This window comes from Streptomyces sp. MBT53 (assembly GCF_016654115.1).
GTDB lineage: Bacteria > Actinomycetota > Actinomycetes > Streptomycetales > Streptomycetaceae > Streptomyces.
In genome coordinates this window covers 108418-124423 of the sequence record NZ_JAEQAZ010000006.1, presented here as the reverse complement: position 1 = coordinate 124423, position 16006 = coordinate 108418, and the positions used below count along the sequence as shown (strand labels likewise).

Genomic DNA, 16006 nt, shown 5'->3' with positions numbered 1-16006 from the left:
GGGCCAGGAGTGGGTCCGGGTGGTACGGGGTCGGGGTACGGGTTGGTCATGGTGTCCTCCAGCCAGTGGGTGCGTCGGCTCTGGACTACTCCCCCACCTACCCGACACCCGCGCCGCCACTCACCCGGGCGGGCTCACAAGACTCGCGCGCGAGAGCGCCGCCGGGCACGGCCTACGCGCACGGCCCGGGCACCGACGGGCTCATCCAACGCACAGTCCCCGGGTCCTGCAGGACTCACCCGCCGCACGGTCGCCAGATCCCGCCGGACCCACCCGACACCCACCGCCCGAGCCCCGCCGAACTCACCCCACCCGCACTGCCCAAGCCCCCGCGGCCAGCCCCAGCCGTGGGCTCGACAGCACCGGGATCGGTGTCATCGTCAGTTGCTGGGCGCCCGCCATGGACCCCTGGGCAAGGACGATCGCGTCGGCGTCCCCGACCGCGTCCACCGCATCCGCCACCAGCCGAGCGCAGCCCTCCGTGTCGCCGACTTCGAAGCGGGCCCAGGCGCCTTCGACGAGCAGGGTGCGGACAGCGACGGGGCGGCCGATGCGGCGGCCCTCCTCCTCGACCAGCGCCACCGTCGGTCCCAGCGTGCTCTCCAGCGTGGCGGCCACCTCGCGGCGGGCTCGCGCCAACAGTTCCTCGTCGACGAAGTGCCGTAGTTCCAGGCCCTGGTGGTCCTCGTCACGCAGATCGTCGAAGACCGGGACGTGGGCGGGCGAGGTGTGCAGGAGGGCGAGCACGCCGACGGGACCTTTCTTCAGGATGCCCACAAAGACAGCAAAGACAGAACCGTCGGTCCTAGAACCGGCCGGGATGCGCCGTCAGCCACTCCATCGCCGCCTTCTGCAGCGCGGGGTCCGCGGCCGGGGCCTCGTCGGGGTGGCGGGCCGCCCACTTCACGACGTACGGGCAGAGCGGGGCGACGACGATGCCCTCGCGCGCGGCGATGCCGTACAGCTCGCGGGCCAGGGAACCCGCGATGCCCTTTCCCTCGTGGGCCGGTTCCACGATCGTGTGGACCGGGACGAGCGCGCGCTCGGGGGACTCGAGGACGAAGTACTCGATGTGGCCTACGACTTCGTCGCCTTCGCCGTCGCCGATCGCTTCCAGGCGGCCCGCCGCCCGGTCGTCGCGGATCTCGATCTCGCTCATGGGCCTTCTCCTGGTGTGATGGTCAGGCCGTGACGGCCTGCGGGCTGCACGCCTGTTCCGAACCCGGCACCGGTTCGGACGGATCGGCACCCAGGCCCACGATCCGGTTGGCGGAGTCCACATGCACGACCCGGGGCCGAAGCGCCCGCGCCTCGGCGTCGGACACCTGAGCGTAACTGATGATGATCACCAGGTCTCCGGGATGCACGAGGTGGGCGGCGGCCCCGTTGATCCCGATGACACCAGTGCCCCGCTCACCCTCGATGACGTACGTCTCCAGGCGGGCGCCGTTGCTGATGTCGACGATGTGGACCAACTCGCCGGGCAGCAGATCGGCGGCGTCGAGCAGGTCGGCGTCGATAGTGACGGAGCCGACGTAGTGCAGGTCAGCCTGGGTGACGGTGGCACGGTGGATCTTGGACTTGAACATGGTACGCAGCATGGAGGCGCTCCCGAATCTAGGCTCCCTGCCTGCGTTTATGCAGGTCAAGGGCTGGTCCCCTACTCTACAGCGAGCCTTGTGCGCGGTCGGGGTCGGTAGGGACTCCCGGGTCTCGCACCGACCGGCCGGACTCGGGTCTTGTATGGACCAGGTAAAGACCGTGGTTCACAGTTTCGGTTGCGGTTGCCGGGACCCGTGCGGGGGATGAATGTGGCCACACAGGCCTGATCAGCACCCTGGAGGCACCGTGACCACCGCATCAGAGCCCCGGGTGTCGGGGCTGGAGATACGTTCCATCGACTACGTCCCCCTGGACGAGCGCCACGGCAAGCTGTGGCACCTCGGCCCCCTGTGGTTCATGTCGAACGCGCAGATCGCCACGCTGGCGGTCGGTCTGATCAGCATCACCGAGGGCGGCAACCTCATCTGGTCGCTCATCGCGATCGTCGCCGGCACCCTGCTCGGTACCTTCTTCATGGCCTTCCACTCGGCCCAGGGCCCGCAGCTCGGGCTGCCGCAGATGATCCAGTCGAGACCCCAATTCGGCTACGTGGGCGCCCTGTTGGTCTGGCTGTTCGCCTATGTCCAGTACGCGGGCTTCAACGTCTTCAACACGATCCTGGCCGGTGAGGCCCTGCACACCACGGTGCACGGCAACACCAAGATGTGGGTGGCCGTGGTCACCGTGATCGGCTTCGTGATCGCGCTGGTGGGCTACGACGTCATCCACAAGGCGGAGCAGTTCCTGACGTACTCCTTCCTGGTCGTCTTCGGGATCTTCACCGTGGGTGTGCTGGCGACCCTGCACTACCCGGCGGGCTCCTTCGACCTCGGCGGTTTCTCCTGGACGCCGTTCCTGGCGCAGTTCGGTGTGGTCGCCGGCTATCAGATCAGCTGGGCGATCTACGTCTCGGACTACTCGCGCTACCTTCCGCCGGACGTGACCGTCCGCAAGACCTTCTACTGGACCTACTTCGGCTCGGCCCTCGGCGGGGTCTGGCTGATGACGCTGGGCGCGCTGCTCGCGGCCTGGGCGGGCAAGGACTTCGACACGATCCGCTCGATCAACGCGGCGGGCGACAAGGTGTTCAGCGGCTTCGGCGCGATCGTCCTCCTCTTCGCGACGCTCGGCCTGGTCTCCGTCACCGCGCTGAACATGTACGGCGGTTCGCTGACCCTGATCAGCGCGATCGACTCGCTCAAGAAGGTCCAACCCACCGTGAGCGTAAGGGCGTTGACGATCGGGCTGACCGCCGCGCTCTCGCTGATCGGCGCATTCGCCGCGACCTCCGACTTCCTCACCAACTTCAACAACTTCCTGCTGCTGGTGCTCTATCTGTTCATCCCGTGGACCGCGGTCAACCTGATGGACTACTACGTGGTGCGCCGCGGTCACTACGCCATCGCCGAGATCTTCAACCCGCACGGCATCTACGGCCGTTGGGGCTGGCACGGGATCATCTCCTACCTGGTGGGCTTCGGTGTGATGGTGCCGTTCTTCTCCGTCGGCACGCTCTACGTCGGCCCGATCGCCCACGCCATGGACGGCGCCGACCTCTCCCTGTTCGTCGGCCTGCCGGTCGCCGGGCTGCTGTACTGGTGGCTCAGCCGCTCGATCGATGTGGAGGCCGAGATCCGGGTGGCGGAGGCGGAGGCAGTAGACCTGGAAAAGGCCGCGCACGAGCACCGCGAGCCCTGACACTCGGGATTCCCGACCCACTCCGGGATTCCCGACCTACCCCACCCCGGAAACCTGACGAATCGTCAGGCGACCGTCTCCGGCTGCTGCTTCTCGAACTGCGTGCGGTACAGCTCGGCGTATCGCCCACCGGCGGCGAGGAGTTGGTCGTGCGGGCCGCGTTCCACGACGCGGCCCGCTTCGACGACCAGGATCTGGTCGGCGGAGCGCACGGTGGACAGCCGGTGGGCGATCACCACGGCCGTACGGCCCTGGAGTGCCTCCGTCAGCGCCTCCTGCACAGCCGCCTCCGACGTGTTGTCCAGATGCGCGGTCGCCTCGTCGAGGATGACGACGCGCTGGCGGGCCAGCAACAGGCGGGCGATGGTGAGGCGTTGGCGTTCGCCTCCGGAGAGGCGGTAGCCGCGTTCGCCCACGACGGTGTCCAGGCCGTCGGGCAGGGACCGTACGAGATCGTCGAGGCGGGAGCGGCTCAGCGCGTCCCACAACTCGTCCTCGGTGGCGGCGGGTTGGGCCAACAGGAGGTTGGCGCGGACCGAGTCGTGGAAGAGGTGGCCGTCCTGGGTGACCATGCCGAGGGTGGCCCGCAGGGAGGCGGCGGTGAGGTCGCGGACGTCGATGCCGCCGATGCGGACGGCGCCTTCGTCGACGTCGTAGAGGCGGGGCAGGAGTTGGGCGATGGTCGACTTGCCGGCGCCGGAGGAGCCGACGAGGGCGATGGTCTGGCCGGGTTCGGCGCGGAAGGTGATGCCGTGCAGGACCTCGGCGCCGCCGCGGGTGTCGAGGGAGGCGACCTCTTCGAGTGAGGCGAGGGAGACCTTGTCCGCGGAGGGGTAGGCGAAGCGGACCTCGTCGAACTCGACCGCGACGGGGCCCTCGGGGACCTCGCGGGCGTCGGGTTTGTCCTCGATCAGCGGTTTCAGGTCCAGTACCTCGAAGACGCGCTCGAAGCTGACCAGAGCGCTCATCACCTCGACGCGGGCTCCGGCGAGCGCGGTGAGCGGGGCGTAGAGGCGGGTGAGGAGGAGCGCCAACGACACGACCGCGCCGGGCTCCAGGGTGCCGTGCAGGGCGAACCAGCCGCCGAGGCCGTAGACGAGGGCGAGGGCCAGGGCGGAGACCAGGGTCAGGGAGGTGATGAACACCGACTGGGCGGTGGCCGTGCGGACGCCGATGTCGCGGACCCGGCTCGCGCGCTCGGCGAATTCCACGGACTCCTCCTCGGGGCGGCCGAAGAGTTTGACGAGGGTGGCGCCGGGGGCGGAGAAGCGTTCGGTCATACGGGTGCTCATCGCCGCGTTCAGGGTCGCCGCCTCGCGCTGCATGCGGGCCATGCGGCTGCCCATCCGGCGGGCCGGGATCACGAACACCGGGAGAAGGACGAGGGCGAGCAGGGTGATCTGCCAGGACAGGGTGAGCATGACGGCCAGGGTGAGCAGCAGCGTCACCACGTTGGACACCACTCCGGAGAGCGTGTTGCTGAACGCCCGCTGGGCGCCGATGACGTCGTTGTTGAGTCGGGAGACGAGCGCTCCCGTACGGGTACGTGTGAAGAACGCGACCGGCATGCGCTGCACATGATCGAAGACGGCTGTCCGCAGATCGAGGATGAGTCCTTCCCCGAGCGCGGAGGAAAGGCGCCGGCCCAGAATGCCGAGCGCCGCTTCCGCGACCGCGATCAGGGCGATGAGCAGGGCGAGGCGTACGACGGTGCCGTCGTCGCCGCCCGACACGATCGCGTCGACGACATGTCCGGCCAGTACGGGGGTCGCGACGGCGAGCAGGGCGGTCAGCACCCCGAGCAGGACGAAGCGGGCGATCGGGCGGCGGTGCGGGCGCGCGAATTCGGCGATGCGGCGCAGTGTGGCGCGGGCCAGCGGCCGGCGCTCCTGTTCCGCGGTCATGACGCTGTGCAGTTGGGTCCAGGCCGTGCTCTCCATGCTCATGGGGGAGACCGTAGGACCTCAAGCGGCGTTGAGGTCAACGTATCCGTCGGATCCCCGCGCGAGGACACGTGTAAGGCCTCGCGTAAGGAACTGTCCGTGCTGCCGCAACCCGCAGTTGTCGTGACGCGGAGAACCTCCAGTGGTGTGAGACACATCCGCGTCCGGCAGATCCTGTGCCTGCTTCCACTGCTCCTGGTCGCCGTCGTCGCCGTCCAGCACCGGTCCGTCCTCGTCGCGGGCTTCGGCCAGCTGCGGTCGGCGGAGTGGCCCTGGCTGGTGGCGGCGGCCGGTGCCACCTGTCTGACCTGGGTCGCCGCCGCGTTCACCCGGCAGGGTGCCGTCGTCGAACGGCTGCCCGCGCGGCGGCTGTTGGCCACGCAGTTCGCGGCGGGCGCCGCGAATCACCTGCTGCCCACGGGACTTGGCGCGGGCGCGGTGAACCTGCGCTTCCTCACGGTGTGCGGGCTGCCGCTGGCCCGTTCGTCGGCCGCGCTGGCGCTGTTCCTGCTCGCCGAGTCGATAGCCCGGCTGACCCTGCTCACCGGTCTGCTGATCGCCTTCCCGGACGCCCTGCGCCTCGGAACTCTCCTTCCGGCGGGGGCACTTGGCCCGTTGCTGCTGATCATCGGGGCCGTGCTGGGGGTGGCGGTCGTGGTGCTCGTTCTGGTGCGCCGCCTGCGGACGGCCATCCTGTCGTTCCTCCGTACGGCGTTGAGTGAGGCGCGTTCCGTGCACACGCGGCCGGCCCGGGCGCTGGCGCTGTGGGGCGGTTCGCTGGCCTTCCCCGCGCTCCAGGCGGCCGGACTGGTGGCCGTGGGGCAGGCGTTGAATCTGCCGGTGCCGCCCGCACAGATGGCACTCGCCTATCTCGCGGCGACGGTCGCCGTCGCGCTGGTGCCCACACCGGGCGGGATCGGCTCGGTGGAGGCCGCGCTGATCGTGGCGCTGGTCGCGGCGGGCGGTCCGGTCGCGGTGGCCACGGCGGTGGTGCTGGCGTACCGGATCATCACGGTCTGGATCCCCATCATTCCGGGCGCGTTGACGCTCGGCGCGCTGGTCCGGCTGAGAGTCATCTGATTCACGACTCCGATCTGACATCCCTGTAAAGAAGCATCAGCCCTGGTCGAGAGGTCGACCGGGGCTGATGCGCGTTTTTGCCAACTCCCTTGTTTTACTTTTTACTTGACTAGACATGACAGCACGAGTTGACTGAAGAGCGTTGATTTGTCAGCCGAGGAGGCAGGACTGTCATGGGGGACGAGACGTTAGGCATCATCCTGGCGGGAGGCCGGGGCGAACGCGCCAAGCCGCTCACCCTCGCCTCGTCCGACTACATCCGCAGCAAGGCCCTCATCCCGTTCGTCGGCCGTTCCGTCGTCGAATGGCTCGTCGAGTCCTGCCGTGACCAGGGCATCCGCCGCTTCTACGTGATCGCCCAGGGCGCCGAGAACCACAGCCAGATCAAGCTCGTGCTCGGCCACGGCGAACGGTTCGGCGTGGAGATCCACTACTCCCGCGCCCGGCTCGACCGCTACAACGTCGGCTCCGGCGCCGCCACCCTGCACAACCTCGAACAGTGGGATCTGACGAGCCGCGCCCTGGTGCTGCCGGTGGACTCCGTCTTCGAGTTCGACCTCGACACCCTGGTCGACACGCACGACGCCGCCGACGCCGTCGTGACCGTCGCCACGGTCGGCCGTACGCCCGAGGAGATCGCCGGCAAGTACGGCGTCATGCAGACCTCCTCGGACGGACTGGTCGCGGGATTCCTGGAGAAGCCCGACCTGGACCGCGTCCACCGCGTCTTCCCCGAGACCTCGCTGCCCGGCTCCCGCACCACCCTGCCCACCAACGCCGGGATGTACCTGGTCGACTGCGGCCGATTACGGCTGGCCGCACGCAACCCCGAGATGATCCGGCTCGCCCAGCAGCGCCTGGACTGGGGCGGCGACCTGCTGCCCTGGCTGGTCGGGCGCGGGCTGCCGGTCGCGGTCGCCCCCATCGACCGGCTCGGCGACCTCGGCAGCATCCCCGACTACCTGGCCACGCTCGGAGACGTACTCGGCGGCCACTACCGCCGGATGAACCGGGCCATGGGCGAACCCACCAGCACCGACCCGCGGTACTGGATCCACGAGTCCAGCCTGCGCACCAAGGACAGCGTCACCGGCACCACCCTGGCCCAGAAGATCTCCGAGGGCAGTGTCGTCATCGGCCCCGCCGTCCGCATCGGGCGCAACGCCGAGATCGGTCCCGGAGTGAAGCTGCGGTTCAGCGACATCGGCGACGGCGTCGACGTGGACGAGGGCGCCCGGCTGAGCCGGACGGCGATCGGCGACGGCGCCGTCGTCGGGCCGTACGCCCGTATCACCGACTCGTACGTCGGGCCGCTGGCGCGGGTGCACTCCGAGCGCGACAACCCGGTCCGGCTGCTGCACTCCGCGATCGGCGAGGCCGCCGACCTGCGCCCCGGCACCCGGCTGACCGGGGTGAGCGTGTATCCGCGGCTGCGGGTGCCCGCCGTCACCGGTCTGCCCACCGGCACCCATCTGACCAGCTCCGACGACATCCTGCACTGGATCTGAGCGCGCCCCGCCAACTCCCCCGCCCCTTCCGGCTCTTCCGCAGCCCCGTGGAGATCTCGATGGACAGCCCGATCGCAGTCATAGGAGGAACCGGCCGCGTCGGCCGGCTCGTCGCCCGTCAGCTGCTCGCCCGCGGCGAGAGCGTGCGGGTCATCGGCCGCAGCACTCAGCGCGCCCGGCGGCACAATCCGCCGCAGGCGCAGTTCTTCGCGGCCGACGTACGCGCCCCCGCCACCGTCCGCACGCCCCTGCACGGCTGTTCGGCGGTCGTCTACATCGTGGAGCCGGGCACCGACGACGCCGGTCCCGACAGCCCCGAGACCACCCTGCACACCGGGGTCCGCCATGTCCTGGACGCCCTGCTCGCCGCCTCCGGGAGCCCGCACTTCGTGCTGGTCAGCCAGCGCCATGTGACCCGCCGCGACCACCCGATGAACGCCTACGGCCGGATGCTGGACTGGCGGCTGGCCGGCGAGAACGCGGTCCGCTCCTCGGGGCTGCCGTACACGGTGATCCGTCCGGGCTGGCTGACGGACGAGCCCGGCCACGGTCATCTGCACCTGGAGCAGGGCGATGTCGGCGACGGCCGGGTGGCCCGCCCGCATGTGGCGGACGCCTGTGTCGAGGCGCTGTACTCGCCCGCCGCCCGGGGCGTGACCTTCGAGATGCGCAGCGAGGTGGGGCCGGGCGCCGGCTCCCCGCCCTGGGACGAACTGTTCACCGGCCTCCGCGCCGACACTCCGACCGCGGCCCGGGCCGCACTCGCCTGAGGGTGGCCACCGATGTGCACGACACTCCGACCGACTCTGCGACGAATGCCATGACAGAACAGATGACCTTGAGTCCCGAAGAGGCCACCGACACCTACGGCGGCCATCCCTCCGACGTCACCCCCGGCCGCCCGCAGCCGCTGGGGACCACCGTCGACAGCGACGGTGTGAACTTCTCGCTCTTCTCCGAACACGCCACCCGGGTCGACCTGTTGCTCTTCGAGCACTGCGACAGCCCGCACCCCTACCGCACGATCGCGCTCCTCCCCGACCGCCACCGCAGCTTCCACTTCTGGCACTGCCACGTGCGCGGGATCGGCGCCGGTCAGGTGTACGCCTTCCGCATCGACGGACCGCGCGACCTCAGCGCCCTGGGCAGCCGGTTCGACCAGCGGAAGGTCTTGATCGACCCGTACGCGCGGGCCAACGTCAACAGCCGCTGGGAGCGCACCACCGCCATCGGCCCCGGGGACAACGTCGAGCACTGCATGCGCAGTCTGGTCGTCGACCTGGACGACTACGACTGGGAGGGCGACACCCCGCTGCACACCCCGATGGCGGAGACCGTCGTCTACGAGATGCACGTACGGGGCCTGACCGCCTCCCCCACCTCGGAGAGCGAGCGGCCCGGCACCTTCTCCGCCGTCATCGACAAGATCCCGCACCTGCGCGAACTCGGCGTCACCGCCGTGGAGTTGCTGCCGGTCTTCGACTTCGACGAGACCCAGGTGCTGCGCACCGGACCCGACGGCACCCCGCTGCGCAACTACTGGGGCTACGACCCCTACGGCTTCTTCGCCCCGCACACCGGCTACTGCTCCAGCCCCCATCTCGCCACGCACATCACCGAGTTCCGCGACATGGTGAAGGCGTTCCACCAGGCCGGCATCGAGGTCATCCTCGACGTGGTCTTCAACCACACCAGCGAGGGCAACGAGTTCGGGCCGACGATCAGTTTCCGGGGCGCGGCCAACGAGGCGTACTACCACCTGTGGCCGCAGGACCGCTCGCACTACATGGACTTCACCGGCTGCGGCAACGCTGTCAACGCCAACCACCCGATGGTCACCAAGTTCATCGTGGAGTGCCTCGAGTACTGGGTGACCGAGCACCACATCGACGGCTTCCGCTTCGACCTCGCCTCCGAGCTGTCCCGCGGCCCCCTCGGCTACGAGATGGCGGTCCCGCCGGCCCTGTGGGCGATCGAGCTGTCCCAGGTGCTGTCCGAGACGAAGATCATCGCGGAGCCGTGGGACGGCGGCGGCCTGTACCAGGTCGGCCGGTTCCCGGGGAAGCGCTGGGCGCAGTGGAACGGTCCGTTCCGCGACGACGTACGACGGTTCGTGCGCGGCGACGCCGGTCTGGTCGGCGAGGTCGCCTCCCGGCTCGGCGGCTCGGCCGACCTGTTCGCCGCCCAGGGCGAACTCCCCACCAACAGCATCAACTTCATCACCTGCCACGACGGCTTCACCCTCAACGACCTGGTCAGCTACAACACGAAGCACAACCACGCCAACGGTGAGGCCAACGCCGACGGCGCGGACGAGAACTACAGCTGGAACTGCGGGGTCGAGGGACCCACCGACGACTCCGACGTCGAGTACCTGCGGGTACGGCAGATCAAGAACCTGCTGTCCCTGCTGATGCTCAGCCGCGGGGTGCCGATGCTGCTGGCCGGCGACGAGTTCCGCAACAGCCAGGGCGGCAACAACAACGGCTACTGCCAGGACAACCAGACCTCCTGGCTCGACTGGAACCAGGCCAGGAAGGAGAAGGAGACAACCGCGTTCACCCAGCGCGTCGTTCAGCTCCGCAAGCGCTACCGCACCCTGCGCGAACCGCAGTTCTTCTCCGAACGCCTCAACTCCCGCTCCCAGCCCGACATCACCTGGCACGGCACCCGGCTCCACCAACCCGGCTGGGACGACCCCAACGCCCGGGTGCTGGCCTGCACGTACGGCGGTTTCGACGGTGACCCGGACCTGCATCTGATCCTCAACATGTACCACCTGGGGCTCGACTTCGAGCTGCCCGACGTCCCCGGCCACCACTGGCACCGCGTCCTCGACACGGCCCGCCCCGGCCCCTACGACATCCTTCCGCCCGGAGAAGAGGAGCTGGTCGCCGGTCCGACCCACCACGCCCAGGGCCGCAGCGTCGTCCTGCTCGCGTCCCTGCCCGACGAGAAGGGCACCTGAGATGAGTGCACCTGCGCAACGACGCATCCAATCCGACACGCTCGCCGGCTACATCACCTACTACAGCCCGACCGGCCGCCGCTTCGGCCTGCGCACCTCGGACGAACGGGAGTTCACGGTCCACCTGCCCGCGAACGCCGTCTCGCGCATCGTCCGCAACCTCGGCGACGACTACCGCGACACCACCGCCGACACCGTCGACATGCTGGCCGAGGGCCGCTACGTCTTCGCGTACGGCATCCTCTACGAGTGGGAGGGCGGCTCCCGGTTCGAGGCCAAGGAGATCACCTTCCCGGAGGAGACCCGCGGCCAGTACGTCTTCGAGCACCCGAACTGGTGGGTCCAACAGGCCGCCGCCATAGCCGACTTCTACCTGCGCGGCCACTTCCCCGACGGCGTCTACGACTGGCGCGGGTTCCGCACCCATCTCACGCTCAGCGGCACCCATCTGCCGGACTTCGCCGGCGCGGACGTACGCCAGGAGACCGACACCATCTCCCGGCTGGTCTACGGCCTGGCCACCGCGTATCTGCTGACCGGCAAGGACCGCTTCCTTGAGGCGGCCGAGGCCGGCACCGAGTATCTGCGCGAGCACATGCGGGTGGACGACACGGCCGACGGGATCACCTACTGGTACCACGGCATCGACATCACGTCGTCGGGCCACCGTCCGGTCTTCGCCTCGGAGTTCGGCGACGACTTCGACGCGATCCCGATGTACGAGCAGATCTACGCGCTCGCCGGTCCCACCCAGACCTTCCGCGTCACCGGCGACCCGCGGATCCTGCGGGACATCGACCGGACGGTCGAGCTGTTCCAGAAGTACTTCCGCGACCCCGTGCGCGGCGGGTTCTTCTCGCACCTCGACCCGATCACCATGGACCCGAACGCCGACTCGCTGGGCCGCAACCGGTCCCGCAAGAACTGGAACTCGGTCGGCGACCACGCCCCGGCGTATCTGATCAACGCCTTTCTGGCGACGGGCCGTTCGGACTTCGCCGCGCTCCTGGAGGAGACCGCGGACACCATCGTGGAGCGGTTCCCGGACGAGCCGAACAGCCCCTTCGTGCAGGAGCGGTTCCACGCCGACTGGAGTCCGGACCGGACCTGGGGCTGGCAGCAGGACCGGGCGGTCGTCGGCCACAACCTGAAGATCGCCTGGAACCTGACCCGCATCAAGTCCCTGCACGACAAGCCCGAGTACGGCACAACCGCCGAACGCATCGCCGAGATCATGCCGGCGGTGGGCAGCGACGGACTGCGCGGCGGCTGGCTGGACGTGGTCGAGCGGCAGCCCGACCCGGACAGCGGCATCCACCGCATGGTGTGGCACGACCGCAAGGCCTGGTGGCAGCAGGAGCAGGCGATCCTCGCCTATCTGATCCTGGCCGGTACCACCGGCGACCCGGAGCAGCTGCGGCTGGCGCGCGAGGCGGCGGCGTTCTACAACGCCTTCTTCCTCGACTACCAGGACGGCGGCGTCTACTTCAACGTGCTGGCGAACGGCATCCCGTACCTGCTCGGCACCGAGCGCCTCAAGGGCAGCCACGCGATGGCCGGTTACCACGCGCTGGAGCTGTGCTACCTGTCGGCCGCCTACACCGGGCTGCTGCTCAGCGACGACCCGGTCACCCTGCACTTCAAGCCGCGCCCGGAGGACCTGCCGGGCCGGGTGCTGCGGGTGGCGCCGGACCTGCTGCCGGCCGGTTCGGTGGAGCTGACCCGGGTGTGGGTCGACGACCAGCCGTACCACAACTTCGACGGCAAGGACCTGACGGTCGTCCTGCCGCGCGGCGACGAACCGGTGCGCGTCCGCGTCGAGTTGGAGCCGGCCACGATGCGGCTGCGGATGCGCACCTCGTTCGACGGCGGCACCGCGCACGTCAGCTGCCACGGCGTGATCGACGCGACCGAACTGGGCAAGTTCCGCCGGGTGTTGGCCGAGGTCATGGCGGCGGCCCCGCAGCGCGTGGAGTTCCATCTGTGCGAGGTCGGGGGCATGTGCCGGCCCGCCATCAACGAGTTGCTGTTCCAGCGCACCAAGGCGGGCCTGGACGTCGACTTCGTCATCGTGGGCTGCGCGTTGCCGGACGTGGCGGACGCCCTGCTCGCGACGGACGCCTTCCTGCTGGCTGGGGGTGACGAGTGCAACCATGAGTGACCTCGCGACCATCACCCTCCCATTACCCCCGATGCGCACCCCGGGGGCACCGCCGGGCACCTCCGCCGGACTCCCCGCCTACTGCCGTGAGCTGTTCGGCGACTTCACCCGTGCCGACCAGCGGCGCTGGGGCGAGGTGTATGTGCGCGGGCTGCTGGATGTGCCCGGGCGCAAGACACCCGCCCGGATCTCCGAGCAGGTGCTCGGCAAGCGGGCCGTGCAGCAGATCCAGCAGTTCGTGAACCAGAGTCCGTGGGCGTCCGCTCCCGTACGGGGGCGGCTCGCCCGGCAGGTGGTGCGGGCCTTCCGCGCCGAGGCCTGGTCCGTCGACGAGGTCGTCTTCGCCAAGAACGGCGACCGGTCGGTGGGCGTGGCCCGCCAGTACGCGGCCTCCCAGGAACGGACGGTGAACTGCCAACTGGCCCTCGCCGCCTCGCTGGTGGGCCAGGCCGGCGGGGTCCCGGTGAACTGGCGGCTGCTGCTGCCGGCCCGCTGGGACCGCGACGAGCGGCTGCGCGGCCAGGCCCATGTGCCGACCCAGGAACGGTGCAGGCCGCGCTGGAGCTACGTACTGGAGGCGCTCGACGAGATGCTCGACGAGTGGTCCCTGGAACCGCTGCCGGTGCTGGCCGACTGGCGTTGCGAGAGCGACCCGGACCCGCTGCTGCGCGGCCTGGAGGCGCGCGGCCTGGGCTATCTCGTGCAGGCGGCGCCGCACACCCCGGTGCTGCTGCCCCGCCGGCAGGCCGCCGCCCCCGGCACGCGCGGCACGCTCGCCGAACTCGCCGCCCACGCGGCGCGCCATGGCGAGCGGGCCTCGGTGACCTGGCACGACCCGGTGACCGAACGCATGCGGCACTCGGAGTTCGTGACCGGCCCGGTCCTGCTGCGCGCGGACCCGGCCGCGGGCACACTCCCCCGGCCGCGTCTCCTGCTCGCGGACTGGCCCTACGGCCGCTCCCGGCCGCGCGCCTACTGGCTGACGAACCTCCCGGCCCGCCGGCTCGCGGAGATCGTGCCGCTGGCGCAGTTGCGGCGGTTCGCCGAGGGGGCGCTCGGCCGGATGCACGAGGAGTTCGGGCTCGGCGACTTCGAGGGCCGCTCCTTCCGGGGCTGGCACCACCATGTGACGCTGGCCTCGGCCGCGCTCGGCTACGACATGGTGCGCCAGCAGGCGGACGAGAGAGCCCTGAGCCGCCCGCGTGCCTGAACCCGCACCGCACGACGGCCCCGTACGGATACGTCCGTACGGGGCCGTCGTGCGCTCACTTCTGCCAGCCGACCTTGCTGAAGTCGACGTCACCGAGCCCCGGCACCCCGTAGTTGGCGAGGCCTTTGCGGACGGCGAGGATCTGGGGGCGCTGGTACAGCTCGATGTCGTGGCCGAGCCGCCAGATCTCGGCGTCCGCGCGGTCGTAGAGCCGCTGGGCGGTCCGTTCGTCGAGGGCGCCGACGGCCTGGCCCAGGAGCTGGTCCACCCGTGCGGAGCCGACCCCTCCGTAGTTCTGGAATGGCTGGCCCGCCTCGGGGCGGCGGTAGATGGCGTAGGCGGAACTGGGGTACGTCAGGCCGGTGAACCGGAAGATGGCGAGGTCGAAGTTCCCCTTCTCCAGGTACTGCGGGGCGTAGGCGGACGCGGGCACCTTCTGGATGTCGACCCGGATGCCGGCCTGGGCCAGCATGTGCTGGACGAGCTGGGCGAGATCCTCGCCGAGCCGGTTGGTGCCCTCGCTGAGCACGAAGCGCAGGGTGAGGCTGCGGCCGTTCTTCATACGGGTCTCGCCGGCGCCGGGGCTCTTCCAGCCCGCGGCGTCCAGGGCCTTTTCGGCGGCCTTGAGGTCGTAGGTGCCGTAGGGGCGGGAGTTGTCGGTGTAGCCGGGCTGGTTGGTCATGAAGAAGTGGTTGCCGAGCAACGGCACCTTCACCGGGAGGCCTTCGGCCGCGACGTCGGCCAACGCGGTGCGGTCGACGGCCTGTTGGACCGCGTTGCGGACCGTCCGGTCGGCGAGCGGGCCGCCCGCGCCGTTGAGGGTGATGTGCACCTCGTCCCAGGCGGAGCCGATGCGGATCTCGCTGTCCGGCGCGTTCTTCAGCTGCGCGTAGGCCTCGCTGGTGGCCGCGTTGACCGCGTCGACCTCGCCGTTCTGGAAGGCCTGGAGGGCGGCGTCGGCGTCGAGGACGCGGAAGACGATCCGGTCGAGCCGGGGTTTCGTGCCCCACCAGCGGGGGTTGGGCACGAGGGTGAGGGTCTGCGCGGTCCTGTCCACCGAGGCGAGCTTGAACGGGCCCGCGCTGATGGGCTGTTGGCCCTGCCAGCCGGAGTTGAAGCGCTGCGGGGTGTCGTAGGCGGCAGCCGGGAAGAGCGGGGTGAACAGCCTGCGCCAGTCGGCGTACGGCTGCTTGAAGGTGACCCGCACCTCGTGCGCGCCGACGCCCTGGCGCACGTCGGCGATGCGGTCGTAGCCACTGGTGTCGGCGACCAGATAGCGCTGGTCGGCGCCGCCGAGCGCGTGCCACTGGGCGGCGAAGTCCCGCCAGCCCAGGGCCGTTCCGTCGGACCAGCGGGCCTTCGGGTTGAGCCGGTAGGTGACGACCTGGGGCGAGGTGCCGGTGACGGACGCGGAGAGCAGGTACTCCGGTACCGCGTGCGGGACACCCTTGGCGTCGCGGGCGAAGAGCCGGGGCTCGGTCATGCTGTCGACGGTCCACACGTCGTCCAGGGCGCCGTCGACATGGTCGAAGTTGAACTGCGTGATCATCTGCGCCATCGGCAGGGTCAGCGTGCCGCCCGCGCGAAGGGCGTCCGTGGGCTGGGCGTTGATGTCGTAGGTGCCGTAGGTCGGCAGCGCCGGGCGGCGGTCGGCGGTGGGGGAACCGGAGCAGCCGGCCATGGCCAGGAGCACGAGCGTGCACACCAGCGAACGCGCGATCCGTCCCCGTAATCGCTCCACCCTGCGGCCCTCCCAGAACGGACGAACCGTCAACTGCCCGAACTGTCCTGCGCATTGCGGAGCCGGAGCTTAACATCACGATGTGTCACCCACAT

General features: G+C 69.9%; 12 protein-coding genes. 7 read left to right on the top strand and 5 right to left on the bottom strand.

Annotated elements, in window-relative coordinates:
- Nucleotides 1-303 precede the first annotated feature (303 nt).
- From JHN45_RS04240 to panD, 3 genes are read right to left on the bottom strand one after another with little or no spacing between them, the layout of a single operon-like run.
- Nucleotides 304-747 (bottom strand): hypothetical protein, encoded by a 444-nt coding sequence (locus JHN45_RS04240; RefSeq protein WP_201048059.1) that lies wholly within the window; start codon nucleotides 745-747, stop codon nucleotides 304-306.
- A 58-nt stretch (nucleotides 748-805) separates the two neighbouring features.
- Nucleotides 806-1159, bottom strand: coding sequence for a GNAT family N-acetyltransferase (locus JHN45_RS04235; protein WP_200717504.1), 354 nt, complete (start codon nucleotides 1157-1159; stop codon nucleotides 806-808).
- Nucleotides 1160-1181: 22 nt separating this feature from the next.
- Nucleotides 1182-1601, bottom strand: a complete 420-nt coding sequence (gene panD, locus JHN45_RS04230) for an aspartate 1-decarboxylase (RefSeq protein WP_201048052.1) — start codon at nucleotides 1599-1601, stop codon at nucleotides 1182-1184.
- 247 nt (nucleotides 1602-1848) lie between these two features.
- On the opposite strand from panD, the gene JHN45_RS04225 reads away from it, so the two are divergent.
- Nucleotides 1849-3300 carry a cytosine permease gene (locus JHN45_RS04225; protein ID WP_201048051.1) on the top strand — a complete coding sequence of 484 codons (1452 nt, stop codon included), beginning with the start codon at nucleotides 1849-1851 and terminating at the stop codon, nucleotides 3298-3300.
- Between the two features lie 65 nt (nucleotides 3301-3365).
- On the opposite strand, the gene JHN45_RS04220 is transcribed toward JHN45_RS04225, so the two are convergent.
- Complete coding sequence (locus JHN45_RS04220) at nucleotides 3366-5240, bottom strand: ABC transporter ATP-binding protein (protein ID WP_201048058.1); 1875 nt, start codon at nucleotides 5238-5240, stop codon at nucleotides 3366-3368.
- A 150-nt stretch (nucleotides 5241-5390) separates the two neighbouring features.
- Here JHN45_RS04220 and JHN45_RS04215 point away from each other — a divergent pair, with 150 nt between their 5' ends.
- The 6 genes from JHN45_RS04215 to JHN45_RS04190 all read left to right on the top strand — a co-directional run bounded on the left by JHN45_RS04215 (nucleotide 5391) and on the right by JHN45_RS04190 (nucleotide 14170).
- Nucleotides 5391-6323 carry a lysylphosphatidylglycerol synthase transmembrane domain-containing protein gene (locus JHN45_RS04215; RefSeq protein ID WP_201048050.1) on the top strand — a complete coding sequence of 311 codons (933 nt, stop codon included), beginning with the start codon at nucleotides 5391-5393 and terminating at the stop codon, nucleotides 6321-6323.
- Between the two features lie 173 nt (nucleotides 6324-6496).
- Entirely contained in the window at nucleotides 6497-7831 is a 1335-nt protein-coding gene (locus JHN45_RS04210) for an NDP-sugar synthase (RefSeq protein ID WP_201048049.1), read from the top strand.
- Between the two features lie 59 nt (nucleotides 7832-7890).
- Nucleotides 7891-8601, top strand: a complete 711-nt coding sequence (locus JHN45_RS04205) for an NAD(P)H-binding protein (protein ID WP_019072611.1) — start codon at nucleotides 7891-7893, stop codon at nucleotides 8599-8601.
- 62 nt (nucleotides 8602-8663) lie between these two features.
- Nucleotides 8664-10799, top strand: coding sequence for a glycogen debranching protein GlgX (gene glgX, locus JHN45_RS04200; protein ID WP_201048048.1), 2136 nt, complete (start codon nucleotides 8664-8666; stop codon nucleotides 10797-10799).
- 1 nt (nucleotide 10800) lies between these two features.
- Nucleotides 10801-12960: an AGE family epimerase/isomerase gene (locus tag JHN45_RS04195; protein WP_201048047.1), complete on the top strand. Its 2160-nt coding sequence runs from the start codon at nucleotides 10801-10803 to the stop codon at nucleotides 12958-12960.
- Entirely contained in the window at nucleotides 12953-14170 is a 1218-nt protein-coding gene (locus JHN45_RS04190) for an IS701 family transposase (protein ID WP_236583298.1), read from the top strand. Before JHN45_RS04195 ends, JHN45_RS04190 begins: the two co-directional genes overlap by 8 nt.
- A 55-nt stretch (nucleotides 14171-14225) precedes the next feature.
- Here the strand turns inward: JHN45_RS04190 and JHN45_RS04185 are convergent, their stop codons facing one another.
- Nucleotides 14226-15851 carry an ABC transporter family substrate-binding protein gene (locus tag JHN45_RS04185; RefSeq protein WP_374195588.1) on the bottom strand — a complete coding sequence of 542 codons (1626 nt, stop codon included), beginning with the start codon at nucleotides 15849-15851 and terminating at the stop codon, nucleotides 14226-14228.
- Nucleotides 15852-16006: the final 155 nt, after the last annotated feature.